Genomic DNA, 17920 nt, shown 5'->3' with positions numbered 1-17920 from the left:
GGTTCAGACCGCGCCGGTCAGACCCCGGCGGATCGCGCGCTCCACCGGTGAGTACGCCCCGTCCGGCCGCTCCAGTTCGTACGGCACCGCCGGGTGCAGCGGCGGCTGCGCCAGGAAGCGGGGCCGGGTGCCGTGGTGCGGCTGGGCCGCGTGCACCAGGAACGGGTGGCAGAGGTAGACGTCACCGGGGCGGCCCGTGGCATGGGCGAGGGCACGGTGGGCCGAGGCCGCCGCCACCTGGGGGCCCAGCTCCAGGAAGGACGCCCCCGCCTCGCCGTACGGCCGGAGCACCGCGGGCACGTCCAGGTGCGAGCCGACCCTGATCCGGGTGGGGGCATCGGCCTGCGTGACCTCGCTGAACAGGAAGAGCATCAGCAGCGCACGGTCCCGGGAGCGCAGGTTGGTGTGGTAGTGCGCCCGGCCCTCGGGGAGGTAGCTGCCTTCGATGTGCCATCCGGCGTCGTCCGGTTCCTCCGGGTGCGGGAAGCGCAGCGGGAAGGTGCCCAGCGAGTAGCGCGGCTCCCAGCGTCCTGCGCCCACCAGCGCGTCGAACGCGTCGTGCAGCACCGGCGAGTTGGCCGCTGCCGCGAACGGGCCCTGGGCCATGCCGCCCACCCACACCACCGGGTCCTTCCAGGTCGCGCGGTCCTCGGGGTCGTAGCCCGTCTCCCGCCACAGCAGTCGCGCACAGTCCGCGGCGACCCGTGGCGGGACGGCTCCCTCGAGCTTCACGAACCCGTCTTCGACGAAGCGCTCCACCTGGTTGTCGTCCATGGGTCCATCGTCACCGGCGGCCTTGCCGGAACGCATCCCGTTTTTGCCGCATCGGCAACACCGCTGGCCTCCGACCGGCGTGCCGTCGCACCCTGGCCGCATCCGGAAGAGAGGCTGACCACCATGGCGCACGAGCACCACCACGACACCGAGCACCGGCACGGCCACGGGCACGGCCACGGCCACGGCACGGACATCGACTGGAGCGAGATGGGCCCCCTGCTGGAGTCGCAGGCGGAGCTGTTCACCCCGGTGTACGAGGGGGCCATGGCGTGGCTCGCGCGGGAGGTGACCGAGCCGGGGCTGATCGTGGACGCGGGCAGCGGGCCCGGGGTGGTCACCTGCCTGTTCGCCGAGGCGTTCCCCGGGGCCCGGGTCGTCGCCGTGGACGGCACCGGACCCCTGCTGGAGCGCGCCCGTGCCCGGGCAGCGCGCCAGGGCGTCGCCGACCGGTTCGACACCCTCACCGGCGAACTGCCCGACGTGCTGGACAAGTTGGAGTACCCGGCCGACCTGCTGTGGGCCAGCCGCAGCCTGCACCACCTCGGTGACCAGCGGGCGGCGCTCACCGCCTTCGCCGAGCGGCTCGCCCCCGGCGGCACCCTGGCCCTCCAGGAAGGCGGTCTGCCCTCCCGCTTCCTGCCCAGGGACATCGGCATCGGCCGGCCCGGACTGCAGGCGCGGCTGGACGCCCTGGAGGAGGAGTGGTTCGGCCGGATGCGCGCCGACCTGCCGGGCTCCGTCGCCGAGACCGAGGACTGGCCCGCCCTGCTGACCGCCGCCGGCCTCGAGCACGCCCGTACCCGCACCTTCCTGCTCGACCTGCCGGCCCCCGTCTCCGACCGGGCCCGCGCCTACGTCGCCGCGCACCTGTCCCGGCTGCGCGAGGGCCTCGGCGACGCGCTGGACGCCGACGACCGCGCCACCCTGGACCGGCTGCTCGACCCGTCCGACCCGGCGAGCGTGCACGTACGGCCGGACGTGTTCGTGCTGGGCGCGTACACCGTGCACACGGCGGTCCGCCGGGGATAGTCCTCCCGGTCGGGCGGGGCTTGACTTCGAGTGGTCTCCAAGTGATGGACTCCGGGCGTCTTCGACACCCGGAGACACACAACGCAGGGGGACCTCATGAACGACGCTCCGGTCGCGCTCATCACGGGCGGCGGCAGCGGTATCGGCGCCGCTGTGGCGCGGCAGCTCCTGGACGCCGGACACCGGGTCACCGTCACCGGGCGCGGAGAACAGCGGCTGGCGGATCTCGCCGAGAGCCTGGGACATCCCGAGGGACTGCTGACGGTCGCCGGTGACGCGTCCGCCTACGACGACGTACGGCACGCGGTCGACCGCACGCTCAAGGCGTACGGCCGGCTGGACACCGTCGTCGCCAACGCCGGCTTCGCCACCCATGACACCGTGGCGGAGGGCGACCCGTCCGGCTGGACCGAGATGGTCCTCACCAACGTCCTCGGTCCCGCACTCCTCATCCGCGCCTCCGTCGACGCGCTGAAGGAGACCCGCGGCCGGATCGTCCTCGTCGGCAGCGTGGCCGGGTTCGTGAACACTCCGGGCAACCTCTACGGCGCCACCAAGTGGGCGGTGACCGGTCTCGCCGAGAACACCCGGCGTCAGGTCACGGAGTTCGGGATCGGTGTCACGCTGGTCGCCCCCGGCCGGGTGGAGACCCCGTTCTGGGACGGCTACGGCAGCCTGCCCCCGGGGCACCTCCTCACCGCCGGTCAGATCGCCGACTCGGTCGTGTGGGCGATCCGGCAGCCGGCCGGGGTCGATGTCAACACCGTCGTCATCCGTCCGCTGGGCCAGCCCAACTGACCCGGCGCGTACCTCAGTTGTTCGCGATGAACTGCTTGGCCAGCTGGTCCCCGAGGGAGACCGCGGCGCTGTGGCTCTCGATGGGGGAGACCGTGGAGTTCTTGAACAGGATGTAGGTCACGCCCGAGTCGGCGCCGCCGGTGGCCGGGTCCGGGTCGATGCCGAGCGCCTTGGCGGTGGCGTACGACGCCTCGCCGATGATCTGCGTGGGGCCGGTGTCGCCGACGACGGCGTACTCGACCTTGTTGTTGTAGATGACGGCGACCACACCGCCGCCCTTGATGCCGGCGTTGGAGTAGTTCCAGATGCTGCTGGTGCTGGGCACGACGACGTACGGCAGGGTCTCCGCCTTCAGCGGCTTGCCGTCGGACTGGTGGAAGGCGGTGTCGTCCTGGTACCAGGGGTCGCGGTCCTCGTTGCAGTTGGTGGTGCGCTGGCCGTCGCAGTCGATGTCCATGTCGGCCTTCCAGAACACGGCGCCGTTCTTGCCGCACACGGGGACCGTGGCCGACGTCTCCTCGTCCGTCCGGTACTTGCCGTTGGAGATCTGCGAACAGGACGTCACCTTGGCGAGCAGGTCGGCGGCGCTGACCGTGCCCTCCTGGGCGGACTTGGGGGAGGCCGCGGCGGAGGCGTGCGCGGGCAGGAGGCCGGCGGCGAGCAGGGCGGTGCCGGAGGCCGCGGCGAGGGTGAGGGTGCGGAAACGCATGTGGGGGACCCTTCTGTTAGGAAAGTTTCCTTACCGGGTGCCGTACACGGTGACCCCTTCGCCATGCTCCCGTCAACCCTGGGGTTGCGAACGGCCGAAACCTGTGCGTATTGCGGTGAGTTCCGTCGGCGGTAAGACTGGACGAGACGGATATGGCACGTTGTGTCCGGTGCTGTCGGAGGTCCCCTTCCCCCGGAGGTGAGGCTCATGTTCGTCCGTACGGTGTACGCGACCGGTGATCCGGCACTGCTGGACACGGCCATCCGGTCGGTGAACAGCGAGGGGCGGGACCTGCTGGAGGAACGCCCCGGGTACCGCGGCGCGGGCGTGTTCGCGGACCGGGAACTCGGCAAACTCCTCACGGTGAGCTGGTGGGAGACGGAGGAGGCCCGGCGGAACAGCGACGAGGTGATGCGCGAGCGGCGCAGGGGCCTGCTGGAGCCGTTCGCCGGCACCGTGACGGTGGCCGACTACGAGGCCGCTGTGCTCCATGAGGTCACGCACCCGCGGCAGGGCGGCGGACTGCGCATCACCAGGATGGAGTTCGACCCACGGGACGCCGATCTGGTCGTCGACACCTTCCGGGCCACGGTGGTGCCGAGGTCCGAGTCGCTGCCCGGACTCGCCGAGACCACCCTCCTGATCGACCGGCTACGGGGACGGGCCATGACCGGCTCCCTGTTCGTCGACCGTGCCTCCCTGGCCGCCTCGCGCGCGGCCGTCGCGGGCCTGCGTCACGCGGCGTCGGCCAAGGCGCACGCGGACGTGGTCGGCCTGGAGGAGTTCGAGGTCGTGCACGCGGACGTGCGCCTCGACTGAGCGGCGGGCCGTCGCGGGAGGCCGAGCAACGACACGGCCGCGCGCCCCGCTCGGGTGCGGGGCGCGCGGCCGTGTCGGGTGGTGCGGGGCGTTGCGCTCGGGTCCGGCGGTCAGCCCACGTCGAAGGTGGCGGGGTCGGGGCCGATGCGCCGGTCCTCGTTGAGCGCGCTGATCGCGGCGAGGTCCTCGTCGTCCAGGCTGAAGTCGAACACCTCGATGTTCTCCTTGATCCGGGACGGCGTCACGGACTTCGGGATCACGATGTTGCCGAGCTGGACGTGCCAGCGCAGCACGACCTGGGCCGGGGTGCGGTTGTGCTTCTGCGCGATGGCGACGATCGCCGGCACCTCCAGCAGGCCCTTGCCCTGGCCGAGCGGCGACCAGGCCTCGGTGGCGATGCCCTGCTCCGCGTGGAACTCGCGCGCCTCGCGCTGCTGGAGGTGCGGGTGCAGCTCGATCTGGTTGACCGCGGGGATGACCGAGGTCTCCTCGATCAGCTGTCGCAGGTGCTCGGGAAGGAAGTTGGAGACGCCGATGGCACGGACGCGGCCGTCGGCGTGCAGCTTCTCGAAAGCCTTGTAGGTGTCGATGGACGTGCCCCGGGACGGCAGCGGCCAGTGGATCAGGTAGAGGTCGACGTAGTCGAGCCCCAGCTTCTCCAGCGACGTGTCGAACGCGCGCAGCGTGGAGTCGTAACCGTGGTCGCCGTTCCAGAGCTTGGTGGTGACGAAGATGTCCTCGCGGGGCAGGCCGGAGGCGGCGATGGCCTTGCCGGTGCCCTCTTCGTTGCCGTAGATCGCAGCGGTGTCGATGCTGCGGTACCCGGTCTCCAGCGCCGTGGCGACGACCCGCTCGGCCTCGTCGTCCGGCACCTGCCACACGCCGAAGCCCAGCTGGGGCATCTCGACGCCGTTGTTGAGGATGATCGGGGGGACCTTGCTGCTCACGAGCCTCTTGATCCTTCGGTTGTCGACAAGGTGGTACTCCCATCGTCAACGATCACGGCCCGCTTCGCATTCCTGACCGCGGAATCCGTCGCAACTGACCGGCGAGTCAGTGTCCCGGGCAGAGAATGGCCGGAAATGCATCCGACGTTCTCGGTCCGGACCATTGACCGGTGACCGCCGTGCCGCGACTCTGTATCGCGCCACCGGACGTCTGACTGAACCTGGTGCACACATGTGAACCGGCCCTGACCAGTGCCGCTGTCCCCCTTCTGGGATCCCCCACCCTCAGGAAAGCGGGTACATCCACATGAACGAGAGCCCTGCCATGCCGGATCGGTCCGAACCCTCCAGCGCGCAGACATCGGATGAAAAGGTCTGGCAAAGCCCTGGTTGCCACACTGTGGAGACCGCACCGGGCGTGCCCGCGTACGCGCTCGCGGACTGCCGTCCGCCGCCGCGCCGCCCGGCCTGGACCGCACCCACCCCGCCGCACTGCGTCGGCACGAACGTCGGCGACTACGCGTACTACGCCGGGCCGGGCCCGGGCCACCGGCGACTTCCACGGCCTCGGGGCCTTTCTGATCATGAACGAACGACTGCGAGACAAAGGAGTGTCATGAACACGTCCAGAAGAGCGGTGCTCGGAGCCGCGCTCGGCGGTGCCGCGGCGGCGGTCGTCCCCGCGACGGGCGCCCACGCGGCGTCCTGGCAGCTGAAGTGGTCACCGTCGGCGCGCTCCGACGGGCTCGGAGCCTTCGAGACCGTCGAGGACGACCGCGCGGACTCGCACCCGGCCGGCCACCCGCACATCTACGCCACGGGCGACAACTGGCGCTTCACCATGCACAAGGTCGACCGGGACACCTCGGACGACCGCCAGCGTCAGGAGGTCACCGGGCTGCGCACGAGCGGCAGCAGCTACCTGAAGTGGACCGAGGGCCAGACCTGGCGGATCACCTACTCGATGTACATCCCCAGCAGCCTGAAGGCCACCACCACCTTCACGCACATCATGCAGATGAAACAGCCCGGCGCCGGTTCCTCGCCGATCGTCGTGCAGTCCCTGCGCCGGGTGGACGGCAGGCAGACCATCGAACTGAAGATCGTCGAAGGTGACGTCCTCGTCGGCCGCGCCGACCTGGAGCCGCTGCACGACAAGTGGACCGACGTGGACTTCCAGATCAAGATCGGCAACGGCTCGGCCGGTTCCGTCCGCTGGATCCTCAAGAGCGGCTCCACCACGGTCCTCGACAAGTCGAAGACCGGGGACACCTTCCTGGCCGACCGGGTCCGCCCCAAGTGGGGCATCTACCGCTCCCTCGGCGACACCTCCGGCTCACTGCAGGACACCTACCTGCTCCTCACCAACCTCCGCGGCTACCAACTCCTCTGAGGGGTCGTCATGCACTCGCCGAATCGTCAGGCGCGCCTGCCGGGCGCGCGCAGAAGGCCGGCTGCGGCCGTCGTGCTCTGCGTCCTCGCCGTCGTCCTGGGACTCGCCCACCCGTCGGCCCTCGCGGCCCCGCAGCGGCAGACCGCCGCCGTCTACGACGTGCGCGACTACGGCGCCAGGGGCGACGGCTCCACCAACGACACCCCCGCCACCAACGGCACCCCCGCCGCCGACGACGGCCGCCCCGCCGTCATCGCCGACGCGGCGAGCGGCCTGCGCTTCACCCGCCTCACCGCCCAGAAGGGCGACGGCTCCCCGCACGACATCGGCTTCCGGAACGTCACCGGCTCCTGCCTGAGCGACAGCCGCGCCACTTCCGGCGGCGCCCTGCGGGTCTCGGCGAGCGGCTCCAGCCAGGACTGCTCCACGCCGGTGCGCCTGCGTGCGGCGGACGACTCCCGCCAGGCCTTCCTCCGCGCCTCCGTCGGCGGCCTCTTCCTGCACTGGGGCCTGCGCACCGCGCCCGCCCACACGAGCTGCACCGCCTGGGAGAAGGACGTCACCAACGGCGGCTGGACGCCGGACTACTGGGTGAACGAGGCGAGAAAACTGCACACGCAGTACCTCGTCCTTGCGACCTTCCACAGCCGGCTGGGCTACGCCCGCCCCTGGCCGTCCAGGATCCCCGGCTCCTGCTCCACCCAGCGGGACTTCCTCGGCGAACTGATAGGCGCCGCCAAGGCCAAGGGCATGAAGGTCATCCTCTACATGACCGACGACCCCCAGTGGCACGCCGAGGGCGGCCACGAATGGCTCGACTCCGTCGCGTACTCCGCCTACAAGGGCGAGGACGTCGACCTGACCACCCGCGACGGCTTCGGCCGGTTCTCCTACGACAACTTCTTCGAGGTCATGGACCGCTACCCGGACCTCGGCGGTTTCTGGATCGACAACGACAACGCCTACTGGGAGAGCCACCGGCTCTACGAGCAGATCCGCGAGAAGCGCCCCGCCTACACGCTGAGCAACAACAACGAGGACACGCCGATCATGGACATGATCAGCAACGAGCAGAAGACGGGGATGACGCCCGCGTACGACTATCCGCAGGCCGTCTACACCGCCCAGCCGCGCCTGACCGAGGCGGACTTCAAACTGCCGTCGACCGGCGCGTGGTGGTACGACGGATCCGATCCCGCGGTCGACCGGGGGCTCACCCTCGGCCGGCTGATCACCAACGCCGGTTCCTCGGTGAAGGCCCTGATGGCCGAGACCGCCCAGGTCAACGGCAAGTTCCCGGCCAACCAGGCGGCCTTCAACACCTTCGCGGACAGCTACCTCGACCCGGTCTGGGAGTCCCTGCACGGCACCGAGGGCGGCGGCTACATGTACGGCGGCCTCAAGCCCGGCTTCTGGAACGACGGCGCCCACGGCGTGACCACCGTCGCCAAGGACGACCCCGACCGCCAGTACGTCCACGTCCTGACCCCGCCCAGCACCGGCACCCTGCGCGTCCGCGACAACGGCTACCGCGTCGCGTCCGTGACCGACCTCCGTACCGGCAAGGCGGTCTCCTGGTCGCAGTCCGGCGGTGTGCTCACGCTCACCGGGCTCGGCGCCTGGGACCCGTACGACACCGTCTTCAAGGTGACCACGGCCGGCCGGCAGGGCATCCTGTCCGGCGTCACCGTGACCGCGAGCGCCTCGGCGAGCGGTCACCCCGGCTCCGCCGCCGGCGACGGCGACCACCGCACCTACTGGGACAACGGCAAGACCCTGCCCGTCACCCTCACCTTCGACCTCGGCTCGGCGAAGAAGGTGCGGTACCTGGGGCTCAACCAGCGCGAGGACTCCGTCGCCTACGCCCGCTCCGACACCGAGCAGTCGGCCCGGATCAAGGCGTACAAGGTGTTCCTCAGCGACGACGGCACGCACTGGGGGAGTGCCGTGAAGACGGGCCGACTGCCGAGCGCCCGCGGTGTCCAGGGCATCGACCTGACCGCCGCCACCGCCCGGTACGTCCGCCTGGAGGTCGACTCCACCTGGGCCGCCGCCACCGACACCACCCGCTACCAGCGGCTGCGGATCGACGAGGCCTGGGTCGGCACGTCGTACGCCACCCCGGCGACCGCCGTGCACGTCCGCTCGGACAACGGTCAGGCCCGGCGCCCCGCCATGGGCTGGAGCAGCTGGAGCCTCGTGCGGCGGCAGCCGACCGGGGCGAAGATCGAGGCACAGGCCGACGCGCTGGTCGCGGCCGGTCTGAAGGACCACGGCTCCCGGTCAACAGCCGGTCCAGGGGGGCAGTCATGACACGCGACAGAATCCTGGCCTGCGCCGTCTCCCTGGCCCTGGCCGTGCCGCTCGTCGCGCTGGGCCAGGGCACCGCGAGCGAGGCCACCGACTGCCAGGCCGAGGACGCCCGTGTCTCCCAGGGCACCGTGGCCACCAACCACACCGGGTGCACGGGCAGCGGCTTCGTCGACTACACCAACGTCAAGGGGAGGCGGAGTTCGGCAACAGCTCCAAGGGCGAACTCAACCTGATCAAGCCCGGCGCCGACTACGGCTGGCCGACCTGCGAGGGCGACCGCTCCGTCGCCGGCACCTACGGCCGGCTGCGCACGGTCACCACGGTCCCGGGCGCCGACCAATCGTGGCTGTCCACCACCAACTGTGACGACAACGGAGGCGCGGCGGACGGGTCCGACCAGGTCTTCCGGGTGACGATCGGCTGAGGAAGGGAGACTGACGGGACGTCAGGCCCGGTAGAGGGCCTCGACCTCGTTCGCGTACGCCTTCTCGATGGCCTTCCGCTTCAGCTTCAGCGACGGTGTCAGCAGGCCGTGTTCCTCGGTGAACGGCTGGGCCAGGATGCGGAAGGTGCGGATCGACTCGGCCTGGGAGACGAGAGTGTTGGCGGCGACCACCGCCCGCCGCACCTCCGTCTCCAGGTCCGGGTCGCGCACCAGCTCGGCCGGGGTCATCCTCGGCTTGCCGCGCATCTGGAGCCAGTGCTCGACCGCCTCCTGGTCGAGCGTGACCAGGGCCGCGATGTACGGGCGGTCGTTGCCGACGACGATGCACTGGTTGACCAGCGGATGCTCGCGGACCCGCTCCTCCAGCACGCCCGGGGAGACGCTCTTGCCGCCGGAGGTCACCAGGATCTCCTTCTTGCGGCCGGTGATGGTCAGGTAGCCGTCCTCGTCCAGGGAGCCGAGGTCGCCGGTGGCGAGCCAGCCGTCGTGCAGGGTCTGGTCGGTGGCCTTGGGGTTGTTGAGGTACCCCTGGAAGACGTTCGGGCCGTGCAGCCAGATCTCCCCGTCGTCGGCGATGTGCACGGTCGTGCCCGGGATGGCCTGGCCCACGGTGCCGTAGCGGGTGCGCTCGGGCGGGTTGGCGGTCGCCGCGGCCGTCGACTCGGTCAGGCCGTAGCCCTCGTAGATCTGCACGCCCGCGCCCGCGAAGAACAGCCCCAGCCGGCGGTCCATCGCCGATCCGCCCGACATCGCGTTCCGGATCCGGCCGCCCATTGCGGCCCGGACCTTCGCGTACACCAGTTTGTCGAAGAGCTGGTGCTGCATCCGCAGCCCCGCCGACGGGCCGGGCCCGATGCCCCACGCCTTGGCCTCCACCGCCTCCGCGTACCTGACAGCGATGTCGACGGCCTTCTCGAACGGGCCCGCCTTGCCCTCCTTCTCGGCCTTGCGGCGGGCCGCGTTGAACACCTTCTCGAAGATGTACGGCACCGCGAGGATGAACGTCGGCTGGAAGGCGGCCAGGTCGGGCAGCAGGGCGGCGGCGTGCAGCTGCGGCTGGTGCCCGAAGCGGACCCGGCCGCGGATCGCGGCGACCTCCACCATCCGCCCGAAGACGTGCGCCAGCGGCAGGAACAGCAGTGTCGACGCCTCGTCGCCCTTCTTCGAGTGGAACACCGGCTCCCACCGCTGGATCACGGTGTCCGCCTCGAACATGAAGTTGCCGTGGGTGATCACACAGCCCTTGGGGCGGCCGGTGGTGCCGGAGGTGTAGATGACGGTGGCCACCGAGTCCGGTGTGACCGCCTCCCGGTGCCGGTGCACCACCTCGTCGTCCAGGTGCGCCCCGGCGTCGTACAGCTCCTGCACACAGCCCTCGTCCAGCTGCCAGAGCTGGCGGAGCCGCGGCAGCCGGTCGATGACCGTCGCGATGGTCATCGCGTGGTCCTCGTGCTCCACGATCGCCGCGGCCACCTCGGCGTCGTAGAGCATCCAGAAGCACTGCTCGGCCGAGGAGGTGGGGTAGACGGGCACCACCTGGGCGCCGATGGTCCACAGGGCGAAGTCGAACAGGGTCCACTCGTAGCGGGTGCGGGACATGATCGCGACCCGGTCGCCGAAGCGGATGCCGCGGGCCAGCAGCCCCTTGGCGAGGGCCATGACCTCGTCGCGGAACTCGGCGGCGGTGACGTCCCGCCACTGTCCCGAGGCGTCCTTGCGGCCGAGCGCGATGTGCAGCGGGTCGGTCCGGGCATGGTCGAAGACGACGTCTGCCAGACCGCCCACCGGCGGCGGCGACGCCAACGGAGGGTTGGTGAACTCGCGCAACCTCGCTCCCCGTGTTCGCGCCTCAGTGACGTTGGTCCACGCACCGCACAGCGCCGTGAAAGCTACCCCACCCGGACGGTGCGTGGGAGGGGTACGGAAACCGAGCAAACCTCACGTTCCGCCTGGACGGTGACCCTGAAATGCCCGCACATGGGGAAGGGCCGGACACAACTACTGACGGGTCAGTAAGTTTCGGTGCCGTAATCTCCACCGAATCTGTACGCGCCGATTACGGCACCACGCGCGCGGGGCGGCCCCGGAACACTGCTCCGTGACCGCCCCGCGCACGGGGAGTGCCGGTCCGCCGCTCAGCCGCGGGCCGGCACCGTCTCCTCCGGCACCGCGCCGGAGACCTCCGGGGCCGTCGGCCGGCCCGCCCGCACGAGCACCAGCACCAGGGCGCCCGCCACCAGGCCGGCCAGCCCGGCCACCACGAGCGCGCCGTTCAGGCCCGAGGCGAACGCGGCCCGCAGCGTGTGCTCGGGGAAGGCCCCGCGCAGCGCCCCGGCGCCGCCACCCGCCAGCGTGTGGGCCGCGCCGTCCGGGAGCCGCCCGGTCATCCGCGAGGTGAGTACGGTGCCGAACACGGCCACCCCGAGCGCGTACCCGAGCTGCCGGACCGTGTTCACCGCGCCGCCCGCCATCCCGGAGCGCTCCGCCGGAACCGCCGCCAGCGCGGCCCCTGCCACCGTCGGTGCGACGAACCCGGTACCGACCCCGACCAGCACGAACCCGGGCACCAGCGCCGTCCAGTCGGAACCGGCGTCCAGCACCGCCTGGCACAGGGTGCCCGAGGCGATCAGCAGCAGCCCGCCGCCGACCGTCAGCCAGGCGGGCACCCCGTGCAGCAGCCGCCCGACCAGCACCGCCACCACCATGGACACCGCCGTCATCGGCAGCAGCGTCAACCCGCCCCGAACCGGTGACATGCCGAGCAGCGTCTGCATCCAGACCGACAGGTACGCGACCCCGCCGAACGCCACCCCGTTGAACGCGAACGAGCCCAGCATCACCCCCACGAACGCCGGCCGGCGCAGCAGCGACAGATCCAGCAGCGGATGCGCCACCCGCCGCTCCACCAGCACGAACACCACCAGGGCCAGTGCGGCCACCGCGCACGCGGTCAGCGTGGCCGGGGACGTCCAGCCGTCCTCACCGGCGCGCACGACGGCGTACGTCGCACCGCCCGCGAACACCGCGAAGGCCGCCGTACCCGCCCAGTCGACGCTCAGCCCGCGCGGCCCCCGGGACTCTGGGACCGCACGCAGCGCCAGCCACACCGCCACCACACTCACCGGCAGGTTCACGAAGAAGATCCACCGCCACCCCGGGCCCTGTGTGATCAGCCCGCCCAGCACCGGCCCGACCGCCGCGGCACCGCCGCTGACCGCGCCCCACACCCCGAGGGCCGCGGAGCGCTGCCGGCCCTGGTAGGCCGAGGCCAGCAGGGGCAGCGTCGTCGCGAACACCGCCGCCCCGCCGATGCCCTGCAGCGCCCGCGCCGCCACCAGCATCCCCGGCCCGGATGCCAGCCCGCACAGCAGACTGGCCGCCGCGAACAGCACCACGCCCGTCACATGCACCCGGCGCCGCCCCAGGACGTCCGCCGCGGCCCCCATCCCGAGCAGCAGCGCGGCCAGCGCCAGCGCGTACCCGTCGACCACCCACTGCAGATCCCCCAGCGACGCGTGCAGCGAACCCGTCATGTCCGGCAGCGCCACCACCACGATGGTCACGTCCAGCAGCAGCATGAACGTGCCCAGGCACACGGCCGTGAGCGTCCCCCAACTCCGCATGTCCTCAACTCCCCTGTCCGAACGGACTGTGCGACGCTGCGTACGATGACCGCACGACGGCCGATCGGACGTCCCGGAAACCCGCACGCGACGGAATCCGACGGGGGAGAGCATGCTGCGGATGGAATCCGACACCTTCGACCTGCTGGACCTCCAGCTCCTGTCCGCCCTGGAGGTCGACGGCCGGGCCCCCTTCAGCCGGATCGCCGCCGTCCTCGGCGTCTCCGACCGGACCGTTGCCCGCCGCTACCACCGCCTGTGCGCCGAGGGCGGTCTGCGGGTCGTCGTCCTGCGCGACGCCGTACGCCTCGGCCAGGACCAGTGGATGCTGCGGCTGCGCTGCGCACCCGACGGCGCCACGGTCATCGCCGACGCGCTCGCCCGGCGCCCCGACACCTACTGGATAGGGCTGGCCTCCGGCGGCACCGAGATCGCCTGCCTCACCCGGCCGCGCAGCCCCGACGAGCACGACGACCTCCTGCTCGGCAAGCTGCCCCGCACCCCGAGCGTCGTGGAGATCCGCGCCCTGCAACTCCTGCACCGCTTCTACGGCGGCCCGGTCGGCTGGCTGCCCAAGTTCCGGGCGCTCAGCGACGAGCAGATCGCCGCCCTGCGCCCCGACCTGCCCGAGCCCGGCCCGGCCCGCCTGGAGCCCGGGGACGCCCCGCTGCTCGCCGTCCTCGAACGCGACGGCCGCGCCACCTACCCCGAACTCCAGCGCGCCACCGGCCGCTCCGAGTCCGCCCTCAAACGCCGCCTGTCCGCCCTGATCGCCTCCGGCGCGGTGTACGTCGACATCGAGTACGACTCCGCGATCCTCGGCCATCCCAAGGCGGCCATCCTGTGGATCACCACCGCCCCCGGTGCGCTGGACTCCGTCGGCCGGGCCCTCGCCACCCACGACGAGATCGCCTTCGCGTCGGCCACCGCGGGCCCGTCCCACATCGTCGTCACCGCCGTCGTCCGCGACACCGCCGCCCTGTACGCCTACCTGAGCGGGCCCCTGGGCCACCTGGACGGGGTCCAGCACGTGGAGGCGACGCCCTTCCTGCGCCGGGTGAAGCAGCTCACCTACCGCCCGGTGCGGTGAGGCCCCTCCAGCGCACCGGGCCCGACGGTGTCAGCCGCTTCTGCGCCGCAGCCGCTCGCCGCCCGCCAGGACCGCCGCCGCCAGCGCGTCCGCGGCGGCCTCGGCCAGGCCCCGCCGGTGGCCGTGGACGAGGACGAAGTCGACCTTGCCCAGCTCGGGCAGGCCTGCCCGGTCGGGCAGCCGGAACAGACCCGGCGGGATCAGCCGCCGGGAGTGGGCCATCACCCCGAGGCCGGCGCGGGCCGCCGCGATCAGCCCGCTGAGACTGCCGCTCGTGCACACGATCCGCCAGTCGCGGCCCTGCCGCTCCAGCACCTCCAGCGCGCGGACCCGGGTGATGCCCGGCGGCGGGTACACGATCAGCGGAACCGGCCGGTCGGGTTCCAGCCGCAGCCGCTCGGCTCCGATCCACACCAGGTCGTCCCGCCAGACCAGCTCGCCGCGCGGATCCTGCGGGAGCCGCTTGGCCAGCACCAGGTCGAGCTTCCCGGCGGCGAGCTGCTCGTGCAGGGTGCCGGACAGCTCCACCGTCAACTCCAGGTCGACCTCCGGATGGTCGTAGCGGAAACCCTCCAGGATCTCCGGCAGCCGGGTCAGCACGAAGTCCTCCGAGGCGCCGAAGCGCAGCCGGCCACGCACACGCGTGCCGCTGAAGAACGCCGTCGCCTGCTCGTGCACCGCCAGGATCCGGCGGGCGAACCCGAGCATCGCCTCGCCGTCCTCGGTCAGCTCCACCGAATGGGTGTCCCGGGAGAACAACTGCCGGCCGGCCGCGTCCTCCAGGCGCCGCACGTGCTGGCTGACCGTGGACTGGCGCAGCCCCAGCCGCCGGGCGGCCTGCGTGAAGCTCAGCGTCTGGGCGACCGCCAGGAAGGTGCGCAGGTGCGTCGGTTCGTACACGACGTCCGAGCCTAGCGCGCTCATCGCGCAACGTGATGACAGTCAGAGCGGTATCCGGGATTCCCGATCAACGGCCGGAGGAGGAGAATCGACGGGGGCCCTACGGGCCCGCGACCGCACGTCCCCCACAGCAATCGGAGCACCGTGAAACGCCTGCGCTGGCCGACCTGGATGCCGATCGACCCGTACATCGTGCTGCTGCTCGGCACGGTCGGTCTCGCCGCGCTCCTGCCGGCCCGGGGCACCGCGGCCGACGTCACCTCGGGCGCCTCCACGGCCGCGATCGCGTTCCTGTTCTTCCTCTACGGCGCCCGGCTGTCCACCCGCGAGGCGCTGGACGGACTCAAGCACTGGCGGCTCCACGTCACCGTGCTGACCTGCACCTTCGTCGTGTTCCCGGTGTTCGGGCTCGCCGCGCGCGGGCTGGTGCCGGTGCTGCTGACCCAGCCCCTCTACCAGGGCCTGCTGTTCCTGACGCTGGTGCCGTCCACCATCCAGTCCTCCATCGCGTTCACCTCGATCGCCCGGGGCAACGTGCCCGCCGCGATCTGCGCCGGGTCCTTCTCCTCCCTCGCCGGCATCGTCCTCACGCCGCTGCTCGCGGCGGGGCTGCTCGGGGGCGAGGCGGTCGGGTTCTCCGCCGACTCGGTGGTGAAGATCGTGCTCCAGCTCCTGGTGCCGTTCCTCGCCGGACAGCTGCTGCGGCGCTGGATCGGCACGTTCGTCACCCGGCACAAGAAGGTCCTCGGGCTGGTCGACCGGGGTTCGATCCTGCTGGTCGTCTACACCGCCTTCAGCGAGGGCATGAACCAGGGCATCTGGCACCAGGTCAGCCCCGTCCGACTGGCCGGACTGCTCGCCGTCGAGGCCGTCCTGCTGGCCGTGATGCTGATGCTGACCTGGTACGGCGCCAAGGCGCTCGGCTTCCGCCGGGAGGACCGGATCGCCATCCAGTTCGCCGGGTCGAAGAAGTCCCTCGCGTCCGGGCTGCCGATGGCGAGCGTCCTGTTCGGCAGCCACGCCTCGCTGGCCGTCCTGCCGCTGATGCTCTTCCACCAGATGCAGCTCATGGTGTGCGCCGTCATCGCCAAGCGGCGCGCCCGTGACCCGGAGGCGGCCACGGACGCGCCCGGCGCGTCAGCCGCGCACACGGTCCAGGGGCAGCCACAGGACCGTGTCCTGCGGTGACCGCAGCACCTTCGGGTCGGCCGTCTCGGCGTCGCCGAGTACCCGGTCCCAGACGCGCACCTCGTCCAGCGCGCCGGTGAAGAAGGCCCGGCTGTCCATGCGCTGACCGAGGTGCACGCCGAAGGGCGAGTTGCGGCTGACCGAGCCCGGTACGTCGGCGACGGAGGACAGCGCGCCGTCGACGGACAGGGACAGCCGGCCCCCGCCGCGCCGGAGCACGGCGTGGTGCCACCGGCCGTCGTTGTACGCCGTGTCGGTGCGCACGTACGCGGTCTGCGGCGGGGCGGCTCCGTTCCGCACGGTGATCAGCCCCTGCACGCGGTTGTTCGCCGGCTCCCCGCGCAGCCACACCTGCGGCTGGCTGGTGCCGATCCCGCCCATCCACAGCAGCGGCTGCTCCCCGGCCGTCGCCGTGTACCGGAACCACAGCGACACCGTGAAGTCCTTCGTGCCCAGCGGGAGCCCGGTGCGGTACGGCAGGCGTACGGCGTCGTCGGTGCCGTCGAACTCCAGCGCGCCCCCGGACACCCCGTCCGTCTCCTCCGGACCGCCCAGCACCGCCGCCGGGCGGGCGTGCGGGGCGAGGTCGGCGGTGACCGGATCGGGGCCGCGGCGCGGCGCCAGCCAGTCCTCGGTGAAGCGGGCGAAGCGGATCTCGTCGCGGGCGTCCACCGCGCCGCCCTCGTACATCAGGCCGACCGTGCCGGAGTCGACGCGCACCAGGTCGGAGTAGCCGGACCAGTCCGTGGTGACGACCGTGCCGCGATCGACGCCGTCCCAGGTCCGGCCGCCGTCGTAGGAGGAGCGGATCATCATCGTGCGGCGCCGGTCGGGATCGCCGGGGCAGGCGAGCAGGAGGCGGTCGCCCAGCCGCAGCAGCGAGCCCTGCACCTGCGGGGTGTACAGATCCGGCAGGTCGCGGAAGGGCGCGGTGAAGCTGGAGCCGCCGTCGCGGCTGACGGCCTGGGTGCGGTGGCCCAGGTCGGTGCCGTCCTGCTCCCGGCCGCTGACCAGGACCGAACCGTCGCCGCGCTCGGCGAGCGTGAGTTCGGAGGGCTTCTGCCGGAAGGTGCCGTCGGCGGCGATCGGCCAGGTGTCGGTGGCGCCGATCCGCCAGTGGCCGCCGTGGTCGTCGCTGACGACCAGGGCCGCGTGGTTGGCGGTGACCCGGCTGCCGTCCCAGGTCTCGGTGTTCACCCCGAAGACCAGGCGTCCGGCGTACCGGCCGCGGGTGAGCTGGATGCCGTGCACGGGACCGGTGGCGTACCAGGAGTTCCAGTCGGCGGGCAGGATCTCGGGGCTCAGATCGCGCGGCGGGGACCACGTCCGGCCGTCGTCGTCGCTGTACTGCAGATGCGGGGTGCGGTCGCAGGGGACCGTGCAGCCGGCGCTGTCCGTACGGCCCGTGTTGTACGTCTCCGCCAGCCAGACCCGGCCGGTGACGCGGTCCACGACCGGGGCCGGGTTGCCGTGGGTGTCGCCCCCGCCCTCGTTGACCACCTGCAACGGGCCCCAGGTGCGCCCGCCGTCGGTGGAGCGCTTGAGGACGATGTCGATGTCGGCCGCGTCCCCGCAGTTGAGGACGCGGCCCTCGGCGAACGCCAGCAGGGTGCCGTCGGCCGTTTCGACGACCGCCGGGATGCGGAAGCACGCGTACCCCGGGTCCTGGGCGGCCTTGAACAGCACCTGCTGTTCGAACGCCGGGGAACCGCCCGCCGGTGCGGCGTGTGCCGGATGAGCGGGGAGGAACGGCAGGACCAGGCCGGCCGCGGTGAGGGCCGCGGTGGCGAGTGCGGATCTGAGACGGGCGCGAAGACCTGACGGCACGGTGCGACCTGCCCTTCGTCGGCCGGATATCTGGACATCCGGACATCCCACGTCCAACGTGC

The 17920-nt window shown here is 71.8% G+C and carries 16 protein-coding genes; 9 read left to right on the top strand and 7 right to left on the bottom strand.

Annotation, left to right across the window (positions count from 1 at the left end):
• Positions 1 to 3: 3 nt before the first annotated feature.
• The gene (locus tag OO52_RS12840; protein ID WP_037628952.1) at positions 4 to 774 is read right to left on the bottom strand and encodes a phytanoyl-CoA dioxygenase family protein; all 771 of its coding nucleotides are present in this window, start codon (positions 772 to 774) and stop codon (positions 4 to 6) included.
• A gap of 123 nt (positions 775 to 897) precedes the next feature.
• On the opposite strand from OO52_RS12840, the gene OO52_RS12835 reads away from it, so the two are divergent.
• Together OO52_RS12835 and OO52_RS12830 are read left to right on the top strand one after the other, a co-directional pair.
• Positions 898 to 1806, top strand: coding sequence for a class I SAM-dependent methyltransferase (locus tag OO52_RS12835; protein ID WP_030643531.1), 909 nt, complete (start codon positions 898 to 900; stop codon positions 1804 to 1806).
• 96 nt (positions 1807 to 1902) lie between these two features.
• Positions 1903 to 2604, top strand: a complete 702-nt coding sequence (locus OO52_RS12830; RefSeq protein WP_030643529.1) for an SDR family oxidoreductase — start codon at positions 1903 to 1905, stop codon at positions 2602 to 2604.
• A gap of 13 nt (positions 2605 to 2617) precedes the next feature.
• Here OO52_RS12830 and OO52_RS12825 read toward each other — a convergent pair whose 3' ends face one another.
• Entirely contained in the window at positions 2618 to 3313 is a 696-nt protein-coding gene (locus OO52_RS12825) for a glycoside hydrolase family 75 protein (protein WP_030643527.1), read from the bottom strand.
• A 207-nt stretch (positions 3314 to 3520) separates the two neighbouring features.
• On the opposite strand from OO52_RS12825, the gene OO52_RS12820 reads away from it, so the two are divergent.
• Positions 3521 to 4132 carry a hypothetical protein gene (locus OO52_RS12820; RefSeq protein ID WP_030643524.1) on the top strand — a complete coding sequence of 204 codons (612 nt, stop codon included), beginning with the start codon at positions 3521 to 3523 and terminating at the stop codon, positions 4130 to 4132.
• Positions 4133 to 4242: 110 nt separating this feature from the next.
• On the opposite strand, the gene OO52_RS12815 is transcribed toward OO52_RS12820, so the two are convergent.
• Entirely contained in the window at positions 4243 to 5079 is an 837-nt protein-coding gene (locus tag OO52_RS12815; RefSeq protein ID WP_030643522.1) for an aldo/keto reductase, read from the bottom strand.
• Between the two features lie 616 nt (positions 5080 to 5695).
• Between OO52_RS12815 and OO52_RS12810 the strand changes: the two genes are divergently transcribed.
• The 4 genes from OO52_RS12810 to OO52_RS12800 are packed head-to-tail and all read left to right on the top strand — an operon-like array spanning position 5696 to position 9209.
• Complete coding sequence (locus OO52_RS12810; protein ID WP_030643520.1) at positions 5696 to 6472, top strand: heparin lyase I family protein; 777 nt, start codon at positions 5696 to 5698, stop codon at positions 6470 to 6472.
• Between the two features lie 9 nt (positions 6473 to 6481).
• A complete protein-coding gene (locus tag OO52_RS12805) occupies positions 6482 to 8785 on the top strand; it encodes a discoidin domain-containing protein (protein WP_234339511.1) in 2304 nt (767 codons plus the stop codon).
• The gene (locus OO52_RS50745; protein ID WP_158712491.1) at positions 8782 to 9018 is read left to right on the top strand and encodes a hypothetical protein; all 237 of its coding nucleotides are present in this window, start codon (positions 8782 to 8784) and stop codon (positions 9016 to 9018) included. The genes OO52_RS12805 and OO52_RS50745 overlap by 4 nt, the downstream gene beginning before the upstream one ends.
• Entirely contained in the window at positions 8934 to 9209 is a 276-nt protein-coding gene (locus OO52_RS12800; protein WP_030643516.1) for a PQQ-dependent sugar dehydrogenase, read from the top strand. The genes OO52_RS50745 and OO52_RS12800 overlap by 85 nt, the downstream gene beginning before the upstream one ends.
• 21 nt (positions 9210 to 9230) lie before the next feature.
• On the opposite strand, the gene OO52_RS12795 is transcribed toward OO52_RS12800, so the two are convergent.
• Both OO52_RS12795 and OO52_RS12790 read right to left on the bottom strand, forming a co-directional pair.
• On the bottom strand, positions 9231 to 11057 hold the full coding sequence (locus tag OO52_RS12795; protein WP_030643514.1) for an AMP-dependent synthetase/ligase: 1827 nt from the start codon (positions 11055 to 11057) through the stop codon (positions 9231 to 9233).
• 308 nt (positions 11058 to 11365) lie between these two features.
• A complete protein-coding gene (locus tag OO52_RS12790) occupies positions 11366 to 12853 on the bottom strand; it encodes an MFS transporter (RefSeq protein ID WP_030643512.1) in 1488 nt (495 codons plus the stop codon).
• Between the two features lie 112 nt (positions 12854 to 12965).
• On the opposite strand from OO52_RS12790, the gene OO52_RS12785 reads away from it, so the two are divergent.
• Positions 12966 to 13943 carry an Lrp/AsnC family transcriptional regulator gene (locus tag OO52_RS12785; RefSeq protein ID WP_030643510.1) on the top strand — a complete coding sequence of 326 codons (978 nt, stop codon included), beginning with the start codon at positions 12966 to 12968 and terminating at the stop codon, positions 13941 to 13943.
• A gap of 30 nt (positions 13944 to 13973) precedes the next feature.
• On the opposite strand, the gene OO52_RS12780 is transcribed toward OO52_RS12785, so the two are convergent.
• Complete coding sequence (locus OO52_RS12780; protein WP_030643508.1) at positions 13974 to 14843, bottom strand: LysR substrate-binding domain-containing protein; 870 nt, start codon at positions 14841 to 14843, stop codon at positions 13974 to 13976.
• Between the two features lie 171 nt (positions 14844 to 15014).
• On the opposite strand from OO52_RS12780, the gene OO52_RS12775 reads away from it, so the two are divergent.
• Positions 15015 to 16031, top strand: coding sequence for a bile acid:sodium symporter family protein (locus OO52_RS12775; protein ID WP_048910316.1), 1017 nt, complete (start codon positions 15015 to 15017; stop codon positions 16029 to 16031).
• Here the strand turns inward: OO52_RS12775 and OO52_RS12770 are convergent.
• Positions 15981 to 17858 carry a sialidase family protein gene (locus OO52_RS12770; RefSeq protein WP_030643503.1) on the bottom strand — a complete coding sequence of 626 codons (1878 nt, stop codon included), beginning with the start codon at positions 17856 to 17858 and terminating at the stop codon, positions 15981 to 15983. The two genes, OO52_RS12775 and OO52_RS12770, sit on opposite strands and share 51 nt — an antisense overlap.
• Between the last annotated feature and the right edge of the window lie 62 nt (positions 17859 to 17920).

Origin of the sequence: Streptomyces flaveolus (assembly GCF_000716535.1) — a bacterium.
In the GTDB taxonomy this organism is placed as follows: Bacteria; Actinomycetota; Actinomycetes; order Streptomycetales; family Streptomycetaceae; genus Streptomyces; species Streptomyces flaveolus_A.
This window is presented reverse-complemented; position numbering and strand designations above follow the sequence as displayed.